15 protein-coding genes and 1 riboswitch are annotated in these 13957 nt (G+C 61.5%); of the genes, 10 read left to right on the forward strand and 5 right to left on the reverse strand.

Annotated features, from left to right (window positions below):
* Window positions 1–140: 140 nt before the first annotated feature.
* The 4 genes from thiD to BBJ66_RS27680 form a co-directional block, all read right to left on the reverse strand.
* Window positions 141–962, reverse strand: a complete 822-nt coding sequence (gene thiD, locus BBJ66_RS27665; protein WP_049735773.1) for a bifunctional hydroxymethylpyrimidine kinase/phosphomethylpyrimidine kinase — start codon at window positions 960–962, stop codon at window positions 141–143.
* Complete coding sequence (gene thiE / locus BBJ66_RS27670; protein ID WP_071091427.1) at window positions 959–1594, reverse strand: thiamine phosphate synthase; 636 nt, start codon at window positions 1592–1594, stop codon at window positions 959–961. Before thiE ends, thiD begins: the two co-directional genes overlap by 4 nt.
* The gene (gene thiM / locus BBJ66_RS27675) at window positions 1591–2394 is read right to left on the reverse strand and encodes a hydroxyethylthiazole kinase (protein ID WP_071091430.1); all 804 of its coding nucleotides are present in this window, start codon (window positions 2392–2394) and stop codon (window positions 1591–1593) included. Before thiM ends, thiE begins: the two co-directional genes overlap by 4 nt.
* Before the next feature lie 49 nt (window positions 2395–2443).
* A riboswitch (TPP riboswitch) is annotated at window positions 2444–2540 on the reverse strand.
* A 31-nt stretch (window positions 2541–2571) separates the two neighbouring features.
* Window positions 2572–2955 carry a hypothetical protein gene (locus BBJ66_RS27680; protein WP_071091434.1) on the reverse strand — a complete coding sequence of 128 codons (384 nt, stop codon included), beginning with the start codon at window positions 2953–2955 and terminating at the stop codon, window positions 2572–2574.
* Between the two features lie 473 nt (window positions 2956–3428).
* Between BBJ66_RS27680 and BBJ66_RS27685 the strand changes: the two genes are divergently transcribed.
* From BBJ66_RS27685 to BBJ66_RS27690, 3 genes are all read left to right on the forward strand, one after another.
* Window positions 3429–3749, forward strand: coding sequence for a hypothetical protein (locus BBJ66_RS27685; protein ID WP_071091437.1), 321 nt, complete (start codon window positions 3429–3431; stop codon window positions 3747–3749).
* 273 nt (window positions 3750–4022) lie between these two features.
* The gene (locus BBJ66_RS35930) at window positions 4023–4193 is read left to right on the forward strand and encodes a DUF596 domain-containing protein (protein ID WP_083335630.1); all 171 of its coding nucleotides are present in this window, start codon (window positions 4023–4025) and stop codon (window positions 4191–4193) included.
* Window positions 4194–4436: 243 nt separating this feature from the next.
* Entirely contained in the window at window positions 4437–5009 is a 573-nt protein-coding gene (locus tag BBJ66_RS27690; protein WP_071091439.1) for a hypothetical protein, read from the forward strand.
* 59 nt (window positions 5010–5068) lie between these two features.
* On the opposite strand, the gene BBJ66_RS27695 is transcribed toward BBJ66_RS27690, so the two are convergent.
* Window positions 5069–5653 (reverse strand): DUF1349 domain-containing protein, encoded by a 585-nt coding sequence (locus tag BBJ66_RS27695; protein ID WP_071091442.1) that lies wholly within the window; start codon window positions 5651–5653, stop codon window positions 5069–5071.
* A 227-nt stretch (window positions 5654–5880) separates the two neighbouring features.
* Between BBJ66_RS27695 and BBJ66_RS27700 the strand changes: the two genes are divergently transcribed.
* From BBJ66_RS27700 to BBJ66_RS27730, 7 genes are all read left to right on the forward strand, one after another.
* Window positions 5881–7407 (forward strand): ABC transporter substrate-binding protein, encoded by a 1527-nt coding sequence (locus BBJ66_RS27700; protein ID WP_071091445.1) that lies wholly within the window; start codon window positions 5881–5883, stop codon window positions 7405–7407.
* A 79-nt stretch (window positions 7408–7486) separates the two neighbouring features.
* Window positions 7487–8428 (forward strand): ABC transporter permease, encoded by a 942-nt coding sequence (locus tag BBJ66_RS27705; protein WP_071091449.1) that lies wholly within the window; start codon window positions 7487–7489, stop codon window positions 8426–8428.
* Window positions 8428–9297 (forward strand): ABC transporter permease, encoded by an 870-nt coding sequence (locus tag BBJ66_RS27710; protein WP_071091452.1) that lies wholly within the window; start codon window positions 8428–8430, stop codon window positions 9295–9297. Before BBJ66_RS27705 ends, BBJ66_RS27710 begins: the two co-directional genes overlap by 1 nt.
* Window positions 9298–9351: 54 nt before the next feature.
* Complete coding sequence (locus tag BBJ66_RS27715; RefSeq protein WP_037074330.1) at window positions 9352–9864, forward strand: RidA family protein; 513 nt, start codon at window positions 9352–9354, stop codon at window positions 9862–9864.
* 69 nt (window positions 9865–9933) lie between these two features.
* A complete protein-coding gene (locus BBJ66_RS27720) occupies window positions 9934–11130 on the forward strand; it encodes an aminotransferase class V-fold PLP-dependent enzyme (RefSeq protein WP_071091454.1) in 1197 nt (398 codons plus the stop codon).
* 17 nt (window positions 11131–11147) lie between these two features.
* Window positions 11148–12983 (forward strand): ABC transporter ATP-binding protein, encoded by a 1836-nt coding sequence (locus BBJ66_RS27725; RefSeq protein ID WP_071091457.1) that lies wholly within the window; start codon window positions 11148–11150, stop codon window positions 12981–12983.
* An 84-nt stretch (window positions 12984–13067) separates the two neighbouring features.
* Complete coding sequence (locus BBJ66_RS27730; RefSeq protein WP_071091460.1) at window positions 13068–13889, forward strand: bifunctional allantoicase/(S)-ureidoglycine aminohydrolase; 822 nt, start codon at window positions 13068–13070, stop codon at window positions 13887–13889.
* The last annotated feature ends 68 nt before the right edge of the window (window positions 13890–13957 follow it).

A 13957-nucleotide genomic window follows, 5' to 3' on the forward strand; every position in this document is an offset into this window, starting at 1 on the left:
TTGTCAACAGGGATTCTGAAATGAGCCGCAGAGCCGGCCCTCGCGAGGGCCGGGTTTCAATGCAGGGTGGGTCCAAAATGCAAAAACGGCCCGGGGAGCCCGAGCCGTTTTGAATGAAGGCGTGCGGCGACGTGAGGCACTTATCCCGCCGCTTTCCAAAGCGCATGAAAATGCTGCACCGGGCCGTGTCCGGAGCCGACGCTGAGGCTGCCTGAAGCCGCAACCGCGCCGGCGAGGTAATCCTTGGCGATGGCGACGGCCTCTTCAGCCGAGGCACCCTTGGCAAGCTCGGCTGCCAGCGCGCTCGACAGCGTGCAGCCGGTGCCGTGGGTGTTCTTGGTCGGCACGCGCCGGGCTTCGAACCAGTGCAGACCATCGGCCGCGGCAAGCACGTCGGGGCTTTCCTCGCTGTCGAGATGACCGCCTTTGACCAGCACGGCGGCCGGGCCGAGCGCGCGCAGTTGCTCGGCCTGCGCCGCCATCTCGGCGCGGTTTGTCGCCACCGGCTGATGCAGCAGGGCGGCGGCCTCAGGCAGGTTCGGGGTCAGCAGCGTCGCGAGCGGCAGCAGCCGGCGGGTCAGCACGTCGACGGCTTCGGGTGCCAGCAAGGCGGCGCCGCCCTTGGCGATCATCACGGGATCGATGACGATGGGGATGCCGCGTCCCTCGGCCAGAGCTGCGGCGAGCGCTCCAGCAACGGCTTCGGCGATGCCGGCATTGGCGATCATGCCGATCTTGACGGCATCGACACGCACATCGGCAAAGACGGCGTTGATCTGATCGGCAACGAATGCAGCCGGCACCAGATGCACGCCGGTGACCCCTTGCGTGTTCTGCGCCGTCAGCGCGGTCAGCACCGCCATGCCGTAGACGCCGCGGGCGGAGAAGGCCTTGAGATCGGCCTGGATGCCGGCGCCGCCCGAGGGATCGGAACCGGCGATGGAGAGGACGTTGCGGATCATGGGCGGGCCTTTCGAATTTCAGCGGCGATGCGGCGCGTCGCCGCTTCCGGGTCGGGCGTGCCTGAGATGGCGGAGACGACGGCAAGCCCGCTCGCGCCTGCGGCAAAGACTTCGGCCACATGCTCCGCCTTGAGCCCGCCGATCGCAACCGAGGGCACCGGCGAAGCCGCCACCAGCTTGGCAAGACCGTCAAAGCCGATCGGCTGCTTGTGGTTGGCCTTGGTCGGTGTCGCAAACACCGGCCCGACGCCGGTATAGTCGACGACATCGGGATCGACGGCAGCGGCAAGCGCCGCGGTTTCGACCGACAGGCCGAGGATCATGTCGGAGCCGATCATCGCCCGCGCTGTCACCGCATCCATATCCTCCTGGCCGATATGCAACCCGTCGGCGCCGATGGCGATCGCCGCCTTGACATCGTCGTTGACGATGAGGAGCGCGCCGGTGCCATCAAGCGCCTGTTTCAAGGCGCGTCCGGTCTCGATCATCCCGGCCGTGCCGGCATGTTTGTCGCGCAGCTGCACCATCGTCGCGCCGCCGGCAACGGCAAGCCGCGCGGTCTCGACCATGCCGATCCCGGCGCAGAGATCGGGATCGAGGACGAGATAGAGCGAAAGGTCGAAAGTCTTCATGCCGCCGATACCCGTGCCCTGGCATCGAGCGTTTCGGCGTCGAGCGCGTTCAACGCGTCGAGGAAGCGCCAGGCAAAGGAGCCGGGACCGGCCGCACCCAGCGCTGCCTCCTCGCCGGCGATGGCGAACGTTGCAAGGGCGGCGACCGTCGCCCCGAACATATCCTCGGGCACCGTGGCGGCAAAGGCGCCGACGAGGCAGGTGAGCGAGCAGCCGAGCGCGGTAACCTGCGGCATCAAGGTCGATCCGCCTGTGATGCGCACAGCCCGCTGGCCGTCGGTGACGAAATCGACGGCACCGGTGACGGCGACGATCGCCTGTTGGCGCTCGGCCAGCCATCGCGCCGAACCTTCGGCCCGCTCGACCGGATCGCGGCTGTCGACGCCCTGGCCGCTGCTCTCGCCGCCGGCGAGCGCGATGATTTCGGAGGCGTTGCCGCGGATGATCGTGGGCTTGAGCGCCAGCAGACCGGCGACCGCATCGCGGCGGAACGCCGTGGCATAATGGGCGACCGGATCGAGCACCCAGGGTTTGCCGGCCGAGGTCGCCGCCTTTGCCGCCGCCTGCATGCCGTCGATCCATTGCGTCGACAGCGTGCCGATATTGACGGTCAGCGCGTTGGCGATGCCGGCGAATTCGCCGGCTTCCTCAGCCGCATGCACCATGGCCGGCGAGGCGCCGGCGGCCAGGAGAACATTGGCGGCGATGTTCATGGCGACGTAATTGGTGATGCACTGAACGAGCGGCGGCTTCTCGCGCATCGCCTTCAGCATGGCTCCTGGTGTGGTCCTGGTCTGCATATGTGGCCCCTTTCAGGCGGGGCGGGCACGGGGTAATTCGTGCGGCGAACCGCGACCCCGAGCGACTCCCTCCGCCGGCATTATCCGGTTCAGGTTCGAAGGGTGCTTCTCAGCCCGTCTGTCGACGAACGCCCCTGTCTCTCATCGCGCTCTTTTTCGCAGAGAACGGGGCGGATGTCATCTCGAAAATGACAGTGCTGCGACGGCGCAGCGCGTGAAGTCCGCGGCGGGCACGCTATCGTCCTCGACGGTCAGTCCGGGCTTTACGAAGGCCGAGAGCTTGCCGTCGATTCGGGTCTTGATCAGGTTTTCCCGAATGCCGCCCCGCAGATTCCGTCCCGGGCTGCGTCGGCCACTGCGGTTTCGCCATTCGGTTGTCCTTTCCTTTCCGAGAAGAATAGGAGCAGCAACCGCGGGTGTAAGGAATTTCTGAAATACATCTCCGTATTTCTGTGCGGGATCGGGAAAGATGCAGGCGTCTCGAAAGGTCTCTTGTTTAAAATGAGTGCAGCTCATCTTCCTCAGGCTTTCATGGATTTCCGCAGATCCAGAAATATTCATCCTATCCGTTTATGTGTCGTATTTTCAATGATAACGAGCAGATGACCAGCTTCGCGTAAGTTGCGCGTTGTGCTAGTACGGGTGAATTTGCGACGTTGGGCCGTGATATAAGGGCGGGGTTTGCTCGCGCTGGTTATGACAATGTTCAGACAATCCTTCAGGGGAGTGCTGTAACTGGCCGAAGCTACTCGACCGGTGAAGCGTTTGACGTCGGTCGGATTAGCGACTTTGACATTGCTGTAGTAAGCCCTGGGCTGTTACAGCGCGCGCAGTCTCTGGGGATTGGCCTTAGGAGTTCTGGCACAAGGACGGGACCGCTAAGTGGCCGTGATCTCGCAGCTCTCGGACTGAGTGACCTGGCAAGCAAGCTTAATGTGCAGACAGGACGTGAGGTTAATTTTATGATCTATGGCACATCGACCGCAGCGACGAACAGGTCTCCTGGTATATTCTTTCCGGAGTAATAATGTATTATGCCAAGCTTTATATTGTATGGAATACGAAAGAATTCACTTGCAGAAGCAAAGGCTGCAGTAGAATCGGTGTTTGGATTTTTCTTCACCGAGCGAGATAGTTTTTATCAGGCCGGGGTTTATTATGTCTTTGGCGCGGGAGGCGAAGAGCAATTCGTTTTAAAAAAGAATATTGATCCATTTGATGGCGATCCTGTAGAGCAGGATTTTGTCAGCTATCCCCTCCTTTTTTATATAAACTCCACGGATAGACCGTCAGAACTGATCGCACTAATGACTAACGTCGAAGACTTTGAATTGCTCCGCCAGGAGGTTTTTTAATCTGTCAGTTCCGTAGGCAGGGGTTTGAGCACCGCGCACTCCTGGATGCATCTTTGCTGAACATCTAGGTCACCCTCGGCACGCCCGGCTGGTCATGGCCAACGGCACGACGATCGTCAGTTCCGTCTAGGCGATCGGCGACGCCAACATCAAGGCCGGCGGCGCGCTGTTCAATGTCAATTCGGGGCTCAGTGGCGCCGTCCTTACGCCGCCGACCAACCCGCATTCGGCGGGCGTCGGCAAGCCGATCCCAGGACAGACCTTCCTCGGGAAATGGTGTTCGGAAGAGCGGAGACAAATTCATCCGGACCGAAGCTGACCGACGACTTTGATAAAGTGTCGGAGGATGCAAAGATTTTTGAGGAAAGTCTTTGGTTCTTTCGCGAGGAGTGCCCTGCTGGAGTCGTGTGGATAGCGGACGACGGCTCTGAGGAGTGGACTTGACGCCGAGCGCGACGAGCAGGGTCACGAAGCTTCTGTCCTAGATAAAATTATCTCGAATACTCGCCAGGACTCAGGGGCTTCGATTGTGATTGATGGCCGCGCCGCCAATCTGAGCCGCGGGACTGCGGAACAGGCAATGAAAAACGTCATGTCGAGCTCCCAATATGATAAAAACGCGCCAACTGTAACGATTTATACGGCTCAGGGTAAACCTGTGTACTCTTATCCAAAATAGAGGTCGAAATGTCGGTTGATTACATGCTTTTTAATATCGACACTGGGGACATGATCGCTGTCGGCAAGCAAAGAACCCACCCTGCTGTTCCGGAGATCGGCTTATTGGAGGAGCACACGTTTTTTGATGGAATTCCTCACCTAGATCATTCTGGAGGTTGGGAGGAATTGTATAGGCGGTCCGGACATATTCTAAATTTTTTCCTGGCACATTCGCGAGGGTGTCGGATAGTTGTTATGGAGACAAACGATATCGCCGATATAATGGGTGAAATTGAGGAGGAATCAGGCGAAATAATCATGCTTCCTGGATCTATGCATATTCAGAATGAGAAAATTGGAAGGCCATATTTTCAAAGACGACTTCAGCATACTAAATCGCGACAGCAGAAATCGGGCGCTGAAAAAGAGGCGCAAGAGAAAAGAGCCCTGCAATATCGGGATGAAATCAAGCGGCTTATCAGGGCGAATGTAGTGAAGATCCCGAACAAGATCGGCGAACTTGTGCCGACCTTTCAAGCCGGCGATATGGATCCAAATCCTGTGTTCGTACCTCGGGATGATCGTCTTAGAAAGCGCTGATTCATTATAGACCTCGATTGCGGAGAGGACGGCAAATTGATCGGCTTAGAAATCTTGGCCTAACTCAAATCATGCAGCCCGGTCGTAACCGCCGCCCCAATCGCAAACTCCGAAAACCGCACCCTCAGCCCGCTGCGTTCCGGCGTGCAGGCAGCCGGCCCCACCTCATAGCGCTCGGCCGCCGGGAAGGGCGCTAGCCGCAGCAGCGGCCAGCGGCTTCCATCGCGGGAGGCCTGGATGCGCATGGCGCCGTTTGCGACGGTGATGCGGAGGTGGAAGTCCTCGAGTTCCTTGAAGGGTTGTGAGACGGACCAGTCGGATCTGCCGTCGGTGACGACGGTGCTGAGGAAGGGTTCGCCGTCGGTGAACTCGACGCCTGACTTCACCCAGCGTTTCTCGTCGAGACGCACCATCAGGCCGGCCTGGTCGTAGAGGGTACGGAACTCGCCCTGGACGCGGATCTGGGCGGTGAAGCTCTCGGTCGTGGGAAAGGCGAGGAAGTGGCCGCTGTCGCGGGTGAAGCCGTAATGGGTTTCGCGCCAGAAATCGGTTTTCTCGTCAGTCGTCAGGGTGAGGCCGGTTTCGTCTGCGCGCCAGCTGGCCGGCTCGTTCAGCCATTTTCCACCGTTGAAGTCGATGTTCATTCCATCCTCGCCTTATTGACGCTCTGCCGCTGCCGATTCTTCAGACCGCATAATGCGCAGCCTTCGCGCAGGTGACCAGCCGAAGCCTGTGATGCGGTGCTCTTTCGCGTCCTGATCCTCGTCCCACGATATAATCCGCGGCTTCCGCTTGACACCACCACTTCATCTCTTATTCTGTTGTAAAAAGATGAATTACATAATTGTGGAACTTAACCGGGAGCCCTCATATGAAAACGCTTGTCGCATTCCTGCTCGGCACTGCGCTCGTCGCCCTGCCTTCGACCCTGCTTGCCCAGGAAAAAGGCGGCGTCATCAATGTTGCGACGATCGGCGAGCCGCCGACGCTCGATCCGATGTCGTCGACGGCCGATCTCGTTGGCATCGTCACTCAGCATATTTTCGAGACGCTCTACACTTTCGACAAGAGCTGGAACGTCACGCCGCTGCTGGCCGAAAGCCTGCCCGAGATCAGCGCCGACGGCAAAACCTATACGATCAAGCTCAGGACCGGCATCAAGTTCCACGACAATAGCGACATGACCTCGGAAGACGTCGTAGCCTCGCTCGGCCGCTGGATGAAGATCGCCTCGCGCGGCAAGCAGGTGGCCGGCTTCATCGACAAGATCACGGCTGCCGATCCTTCGACCGTCACGATCACGCTGAAGCAGCCCTATGCGCCGCTGACCTCGCTGCTTGCCTTCAACAATTCGGCGGCGATCATCATCCCCTCGGAAAAGCAGGACGAGCCGATGAAGGAGTTCATCGGTACCGGCCCCTATATGCTGAAGGAGCGCAAGGCTGACCAGTATATCCAGCTCGTCCGCTTCGACGGCTACAAGTCGCGCGAAGGCGACGGCAATGGTTATGGCGGCGCCCGCCATCAATATCTCGATGAAATCCGCTTCGTGCCGGTGCCGGATCCGAACACCCGCGTCGAGGCCGCCGTTTCCGGCCAGTATGATTATGTCGATTCGATCCCGGTCGAATCCTACGACAAGGTGAAGGCCTCCACAGCCTCGCAGCCGGTCATGCTGAAGCCCTTCGGTTATCCGGTCTTCGTCTTCAACACTAAGGAAGGTGTTGCCGGGAATGTCGAGGTCCGCAAGGCGATCCGCCAGGCGCTCAGCATGGAAGACATGCTGGCCGCCGCTTTCGGCAGCACCGACTTTTATGCGCTCGACGGCGCCATCTATCCGAAGACCTTTTCCTGGTCGACGGATGCCGGCGTCGAGGGCGCCTATAACGTCGCCGATCCGGAAGGGGCGGCGGCTGCCGCCAAAAAGGCCGGTTATAATGGCGAGCCGATCCGCATCCTGACCAGCCGCCAGTACGAGTTCCACTACAAGATGGCGCAGGTCGCCGCCGAATATCTGAAGCTTGCCGGCTTCACCGTCGATATGCAGGTGGTGGACTGGGCGACGCTGACGCAGCGCCGCACCGATCCGAAGCTCTGGGATATCTACATCACCCACAGCCCCTTCCTGCCGGAGCCGGCCCTCATCGGCTCGCTCTCGACCAGCTCGCCCGGCTGGTGGGATACGCCGGCCCGCAAGGCCGCCGTCGATGCCTTCACCTCGGAAGTCGATCCGAAGAAGCGCGTGGCGCTCTGGGCCGATGTCCAGAAGGCCGTCTATACGGACGCGCCCTTCATGAAGATCGGCGATTTCAACGCCGTCTCGGCGAAATCGGTCAAGCTCGACGGCGTCGATCCGGCCCCTTGGCCGTATTTCTGGAACGCTTCGATCAAGAAGTAACATCGCCGCCGGCGCCGGCCTTCGGGCCTCGGCGCCGGTCTTTTCTGCAGCATCTGCAAGGGCTTGAAGGCCAGCATTCATGATCCGCTACATCCTCCAGCGCCTGTTCGGCATGATCGTCGTGATGTTTCTCGTCGTGACGATCGTCTTCGTCATCGTGCGGGTGACGCCGGGCGACCCCGCCGCCGTCATGCTCGGGCCGGATGCGACGCCGCAGGATGTTGCCGATTTGAGAAGCCGGCTCGGCCTCGATCAGTCGCTCGGCCTGCAATATCTCTATTATATCGGCCAGTTGCTGAAGGGTGATCTCGGCCAGTCGATCTTCCTCAACATGCCGGTGACGTCGGCTCTGCTCGACCGCGCCGAACCGACCTTCTTCCTGACGCTGTTTTCCCTTGCCATCGCCAGCATCATCGCTCTGCCGATCGGCATCTATGCCGCCTATCGGCGCGGCTCCTTCGTCGACCAGGCGGCAACGACGCTGGCGATGTTTGCCGCCAGCATTCCGAGCTTCTGGCTCGGCCTGATCCTGATGCAGTTCTTCGCCGTACGGCTCAACCTCTTCCCGGTCTCGGGTTATGGCGGTCCGGGCTCGACCTTCCTCGAGCGGATGTATCATCTGACGCTGCCGGCCTTCGCGCTCGGCATCGTCTCCTCGGCGCTGATCCTGCGCTTCACCCGCGCCTCGATGCTCGATGTGCTCGGCGACGATTATATCCGCACGGCACGCGCCAAAGGGCTGGTCGAGCGCAAGGTCATCCTCAAGCACGCGCTGAAGAATGCGCTGATCCCGATCCTGACGGTGCTCGGCCTGACGGCGGCGGTGCTGATTTCGGGCGCGGTTGTCACCGAGACGGTCTTCGGCCTGCCGGGCGTCGGCAATCTCGTCGTCTCGGCGGTGCTGCGCCGCGATTACCCCGTCATCCAGGGGGCGCTGCTCGTCATCGCCGCCCTCTACGTGCTGATCAATTTTGCGATCGACATGCTCTATCTGCTGGTCGATCCGAGGGTGCGCTACTGATGGCCGATATCGCAATCAAATCAGCCGAGAGCGAAGGCAGCAAATTCGTCCGCCGCCTGCTGAAGCGCAAGACGGTGGCCTTCGGCCTGCTGATCCTGGCGATCTTCGTGCTGCTGGCGGTCTTCGCGCCTGTCGTCGCGCCCTATTCGCCGTCCAAACTTTCGATCGTCAACCGGCTGAAGCCGCCAGGCGGCGCCTTCTTCTTCGGCACGGACGAGTTTGGCCGCGACGTCTTCTCGCGGACGATCTTTGCCGGCCGCCTGTCGCTGCTCGTCGGCGCGGCGGTTGTCAGCCTGTCGGCGGTGATCGGCGTGACGCTCGGCCTGCTTGCCGGCTTTTTCCAGAAGCTCGATACACCGATCGCCCGGCTGATCGATGCGATGATGGCCTTCCCGGATATTCTGCTGGCGATCGCCCTCGTCGCGGCCCTCGGCCCGTCCTTGACCACTGTCATCATCGCGCTGTCGATCGTCTATTCCCCGCGCCTGGCCCGCATCGTGCGTGCCTCGACGCTGGTCATTCGCGAACTGCCCTATGTCGAGGCGGCAAGGGCACTCGGCATTTCCACCTTCCACATCATGACCCGGCACGTGCTGCGCAACCTGCTGTCGCCGATCCTGGTGCAGGCCACCTTCCTCTTTGCGAGCGCGATGCTCGCCGAAGCCGGCCTCTCTTTCCTCGGCCTCGGCGTCAGCCCCGAAATTCCGACCTGGGGAACGATGATCGCCGCCGGCCGCCAATATATCGGCCAGGCCGACTGGATGACGCTGTTTCCGGGTGTCGCCATCATTCTCTCGGTGCTGTCGCTGCAGATGGTCGGCGACGGCCTCAGGGACATGCTCGACCCAAGACTTCGCAAGGACCTTTAATCCGCCGACCTAAATCGGCCAATCCAAATCCAAATTCGCCAATCCAAAATTCGCATGACAGGAGTTTGCGTGAATCAGTTTCCCAACGCCGCCGGCAAGGTCGAGAACTCGCCTTACCAACGGTTAGCCGCCCTCGGCATCAAGCTGCCGCCGCCGCCGCCGCCGATCGCCAATTTCGTGACGCATGTGGTGGAAGGCAATATGCTTTACCTCTCCGGCCAGGGGCCGCGCGAGGCCGACGGTTTCCTGCATGCCGGCAAGGTCGGCGCAAATGTCGGTGTCGAGGAGGCCTATCGGCATGCGCGGCTGACCGGCATCAATCTGCTCGCCGTCATGCATGATGCGCTCGGCGATCTCTCCCGTGTCAAGCGGGTGGTCAAGCTGCTCGGCATGGTCAATGCCGTGCCGGAGTTCGAGGATCATCCGAGCGTCATCAACGGCTGTTCGGATCTGCTGATTGCAGTTTTCGGCGCGGCCGGCGAACATGCCCGCTCGGCCGTCGGCTTCGGCTCGCTGCCCGGCAACATCACCGTCGAAATTGAGGCGATCGTCGCCTTGAATGGCTGACGAGAGCTTTCATTTTCGGAGCAGCGCCCACCATGGCCTGTTCCTCGACTGAGACTTCTGGAGACCTTCATGCTGAATGACATCAGACCTTCGCTCGGCCTTCGCCCCGTCATCAACGTATCCGGCACGATGACCAGCCTCGGCGCCTCGATCGTCGTGCCGGAGGCGATCGAGGCGATGGCATCGATCCTGCCGCATTTCGTCGAGATCAACGACCTGCAGCGCAAGGCAAGCGCGGTCATCGCCCGGCTGACGGGCGGTGAGGCGGGCTTCGTCACCGCTTCCTGCTCGGCCGGCATTTCGCTGGCGGTCGCCGGCGCCATGTCAGGCGATAATCTGCTGGCGATCGAGAAGCTGCCGGATGCCGTGCCCGAGAGGAACGAAGTGTTGGTGCAGATGGGGCATGTGGTGAGCTATGGCGCCCCGGTCGACCAGGCGATCCGGCTTGCCGGCGGCAAGGTCGTGCTTGTGGGACAGGCGACCTCGACGCATCGCTTTCACATGGAAAACGCCATTACCGACAAAACCGCCGCCGCCGTCTATGTCGTCTCCCACCATGTCGTCGATTACGGCCTGCTGAACCTGAAGGAATTCGTCGAGATCGCTCATGCCAGGGGCGTGCCTGTCATCGTCGATGCCGCCTCGGAATATGATCTCAGGATTTTCCTGGAGCAGGGGGCCGATATCGCGCTTTATTCCGGCCACAAATTTCTCGGCGGCCCGACGTCCGGCATCGTCGCCGGCCGCAAGGAACTTGTGCGCCATGCCTTCCTGCAGAATATGGGCATCGGCCGCGGCATGAAGGTCGGCAAGGAAAGCATCTTCGGTGTCATGGCAGCACTCGAAGCCTGGGAAAGGCGCGACCATGCCGGCATTCGCGAACGCGAAACCGGCTATCTCAACCTTTGGAAGAAGACACTCGACGGCCGTCCCGGCGTCACCGCGCTGGTCGAGCCCGACCCGACCAACAATCCGCTCGACCGGCTGCGCCTGATCGTCGATGCCGAAGAGGCGCATATTACCGCCTGGGATCTGGCCGATGCACTGGCGAAGGGCAGCCCGCCGATCATCGTGCGCGATCACGAGGTGGAGCACCGCTATTTCTATCTCGACCCGTGCAACCTGCATCCGGGCCAGGAGACGATCGTCGCAAACCGCCTGGCCGAGGAACTCGACAAGGCGCGCGCCTCCAACGAGATCATCGCGACGCCGATCGAAAACCGCAGCAAGCACCGCTTCGACGGCGTGCTGCGCTGGCCGGATTGAACGTAGAAGGAACCGACATGGGCAGCGTCCAAGCACAATCGATTGAGACAGCCACCCCCGTTCTTTCCGTCGAGGGGCTGACGACGTCCTTTCTGGTCGACGGCGTGTGGAGACCTGTTGTGCGTGACGTTTCCTTCACCGTCGCACCTGGCGAGACGGTGGCGATCGTCGGCGAATCCGGTTCGGGCAAGAGTGTCACCTCGCTGTCGATCATGCGGCTGCTGCAGGCCGATAGCAGCTGCGTCGAGGGCCGGGTCATGCTCGGCGGCCGCGACCTGCTGACCTTGCCCGAACATGCCATGCGGCAGGTGCGCGGCAACGAGGTGGCGATGATCTTCCAGGAGCCGATGACCTCGCTCAATCCGCTGTTCACCATCGGCGATCAGATTTCCGAAGCGCTGCTCTGCCATTCCGAGATGAGCAAGGCCAATGCCAGGGCCGAGACGATCAGGCTGCTGGAAAAAGTCCGCATCCCCTCGGCCGCCTCGCGCTTCGACGAATATCCGCACCGCTTTTCCGGCGGCATGCGCCAGCGGGTGATGATCGCCATGGCGCTTGCCAGCCGGCCGAGGCTCCTGATCGCCGACGAGCCGACGACGGCGCTCGACGTGACGATCCAGGGTCAGATCCTCGATCTCATCAAGATGCTGCAGGAAGAGGAGGGGACGTCTGTTCTCTTCATCACCCATGATATGGGCGTCGTCGCCGAGATCGCCGATCGGACGGTGGTCATGTATCGCGGCGAACAGGTCGAAAGCGGCGTCACCGCCGATATCTTCCACCGCGGCAGACATCCCTATACCAGAGCACTGCTGTCGGCCGTGCCGGTGCTCGGCTCGATGCAGGGCCGCCAGCGGCCGCTGCGCTTCCCGGTGGTCAACACGGCGACGGGTCAGTCGGATAGTCCGGCCGAGGCCGCCGATACCGTCGCGGCGACGCCGGTGCTTGAGGTGAAGAACCTCACCAAGCGTTTCGACATTCATTCCGGCCTGTTCGGCCGGCTGACCAGCCGGGTGCATGCGGTCGAAAACGTCTCCTTCGATCTGCACGCCGGCGAGACGCTGTCGCTTGTCGGCGAATCCGGCTGCGGCAAATCGACGACGGGCCGCGCCATCATGCGTCTCATCGAACCGCAGGCCGGTTCCGTTCTCGTCGAGGGCAGGGAGGTGCTCGGCCTCGACAGGAAGGATCTGCGCGAGATGCGCAAATCCGTGCAGATGATCTTCCAGGATCCCTTTGCCAGCCTCAATCCGCGCATGACGGTGGGGGCCGCGATCGCCGAGCCCTATCTCGAACACAGAATGGGCAGTTCGAAACAGGCAAAAGAGGTCATTGCCGATCTGCTGGTCAAGGTCGGCCTGTCCGCGGATATGGCGGCGCGCTATCCGCATGAATTTTCCGGCGGCCAGCGCCAGCGCATCTGCATTGCCCGGGCGCTTGCCCTGCAGCCGAAGGTCATCGTCGCCGATGAAAGCGTGTCGGCGCTCGACGTGTCGATCAAGGCGCAGGTCATCAACCTGATGCTCGATCTGCAGCAGAGCCTCAACCTCGCCTTCCTGTTCATCTCGCACGATATGGCGGTGGTCGAGCGCGTCAGCCACCGCGTGGCGGTGATGTATCTCGGCGAGATCGTCGAGATCGGCCCGCGCGCCGCCGTCTTCGAAAACCCGCAACACCCCTATACGAAGAAACTCATCGCCGCCGTGCCGGTGCCGGATCCCGACCGCCGCCACGAAAAACGCATGGTGGCGAATGACGAGATCAAGAGCCCGATGCGATCAGTCGACTACCAGCCTCCGGCCACCTTCTATCGTGAAGTCGGGCCGGGCCACCTGGTGATGGCCGATCGATAGGTTGGCTTGGCCCAATGGCAGTTGCCTAACGGGCAGACGGCGCATAAAGCAGATGCAGTGACACCTGCCTGGAAAGCCGCATCTATGGACAAGACAGAGTATTATTCGAAGCTCGGCGGTTTGCCGCCGCAGACCCAATTGCTTTCCGGCAGAGCCGTTTTCACCACGGCTTACGCGGTCATCCCCCGCGGCGTCATGAGCGATATCGTCACGAGCCTGCTTCCGCATTGGACGGGAACGCGGGCATGGGTTCTTTCCCGTCCGCTTTCCGGTTTCTCCGAGACCTTCTCGCAATATATCATGGAAGTTCAGCCGGGCGGCGGCAGCGACCGGCCGGAGCCCGACAAGCGCGCCGAAGCGGTGCTCTTCGTCGTTGAAGGCGGCATGACGGTGGAACTCGAAGGCGTCAGCCACACGCTGCGCGCCGGCTCCTTCGTCTATATTCCGGCGGGTTCGGCCTGGCGGCTGAAAAACGATGGTTCGGCCGCTGCCATCTTCCACTGGGTCAGAAAGGCCTTTCAGGAGGTCGAGGGGCTGGAGCCGCCGCCGGCGATCGTCACCCATGAGGACGACCATCCGATCCGCGCCATGCCGGATACCGACGGACGCTGGGGCACGACCCGCTTCATCGATCCCGCCGATGTGCGCTACGATATGCACGTCAATATCGTCACGCTGGAGCCTGGCGCGGTGATCCCCTTCATGGAGACCCATGTGATGGAGCACGGTCTCTATGTGCTGGAGGGCAAGGCGGTCTATCGTCTGAACCAGGATTGGGTCGAGGTCGAGGCCGGCGATTTCATGTGGCTGCGCGCCTTCTGCCCGCAGGCCTGCTACGCCGGCGGCCCCGGCCGCTTCCGCTACCTGCTCTACAAGGACGTCAACCGCCACATGAAGCTCTGGTAGCCAGTTTCGCATGCCGCGCCGGCCCGGTGCCGGCGTGCCTGTCCGGTTGCTTGACAGCTCTTGCGATT

The sequence above is a fragment of the Rhizobium sp. RSm-3 genome (assembly GCF_001854685.1).
Lineage (GTDB): Bacteria > Pseudomonadota > Alphaproteobacteria > Rhizobiales > Rhizobiaceae > Rhizobium > Rhizobium ecuadorense.

What these genes read in the sequence shown, in the direction of transcription:
- thiD (WP_049735773.1), bottom strand. Translation starts at nt 962, where the DNA reads ATGATCCGCAACGTCCTCTCCATCGCCGGTTCCGATCCCTCGGGCGGC.
- thiE (WP_071091427.1), bottom strand. Translation starts at nt 1,594, where the DNA reads ATGAAGACTTTCGACCTTTCGCTCTATCTCGTCCTCGATCCCGATCTC.
- thiM (WP_071091430.1), bottom strand. Translation starts at nt 2,394, where the DNA reads ATGCAGACCAGGACCACACCAGGAGCCATGCTGAAGGCGATGCGCGAG.
- BBJ66_RS27680 (WP_071091434.1), bottom strand. Translation starts at nt 2,955, where the DNA reads ATGAATATTTCTGGATCTGCGGAAATCCATGAAAGCCTGAGGAAGATG.
- BBJ66_RS27685 (WP_071091437.1), top strand. Translation starts at nt 3,429, where the DNA reads ATGCCAAGCTTTATATTGTATGGAATACGAAAGAATTCACTTGCAGAA.
- BBJ66_RS35930 (WP_083335630.1), top strand. Translation starts at nt 4,023, where the DNA reads ATGGTGTTCGGAAGAGCGGAGACAAATTCATCCGGACCGAAGCTGACC.
- BBJ66_RS27690 (WP_071091439.1), top strand. Translation starts at nt 4,437, where the DNA reads ATGTCGGTTGATTACATGCTTTTTAATATCGACACTGGGGACATGATC.
- BBJ66_RS27695 (WP_071091442.1), bottom strand. Translation starts at nt 5,653, where the DNA reads ATGAACATCGACTTCAACGGTGGAAAATGGCTGAACGAGCCGGCCAGC.
- BBJ66_RS27700 (WP_071091445.1), top strand. Translation starts at nt 5,881, where the DNA reads ATGAAAACGCTTGTCGCATTCCTGCTCGGCACTGCGCTCGTCGCCCTG.
- BBJ66_RS27705 (WP_071091449.1), top strand. Translation starts at nt 7,487, where the DNA reads ATGATCCGCTACATCCTCCAGCGCCTGTTCGGCATGATCGTCGTGATG.
- BBJ66_RS27710 (WP_071091452.1), top strand. Translation starts at nt 8,428, where the DNA reads ATGGCCGATATCGCAATCAAATCAGCCGAGAGCGAAGGCAGCAAATTC.
- BBJ66_RS27715 (WP_037074330.1), top strand. Translation starts at nt 9,352, where the DNA reads ATGACAGGAGTTTGCGTGAATCAGTTTCCCAACGCCGCCGGCAAGGTC.
- BBJ66_RS27720 (WP_071091454.1), top strand. Translation starts at nt 9,934, where the DNA reads ATGCTGAATGACATCAGACCTTCGCTCGGCCTTCGCCCCGTCATCAAC.
- BBJ66_RS27725 (WP_071091457.1), top strand. Translation starts at nt 11,148, where the DNA reads ATGGGCAGCGTCCAAGCACAATCGATTGAGACAGCCACCCCCGTTCTT.
- BBJ66_RS27730 (WP_071091460.1), top strand. Translation starts at nt 13,068, where the DNA reads ATGGACAAGACAGAGTATTATTCGAAGCTCGGCGGTTTGCCGCCGCAG.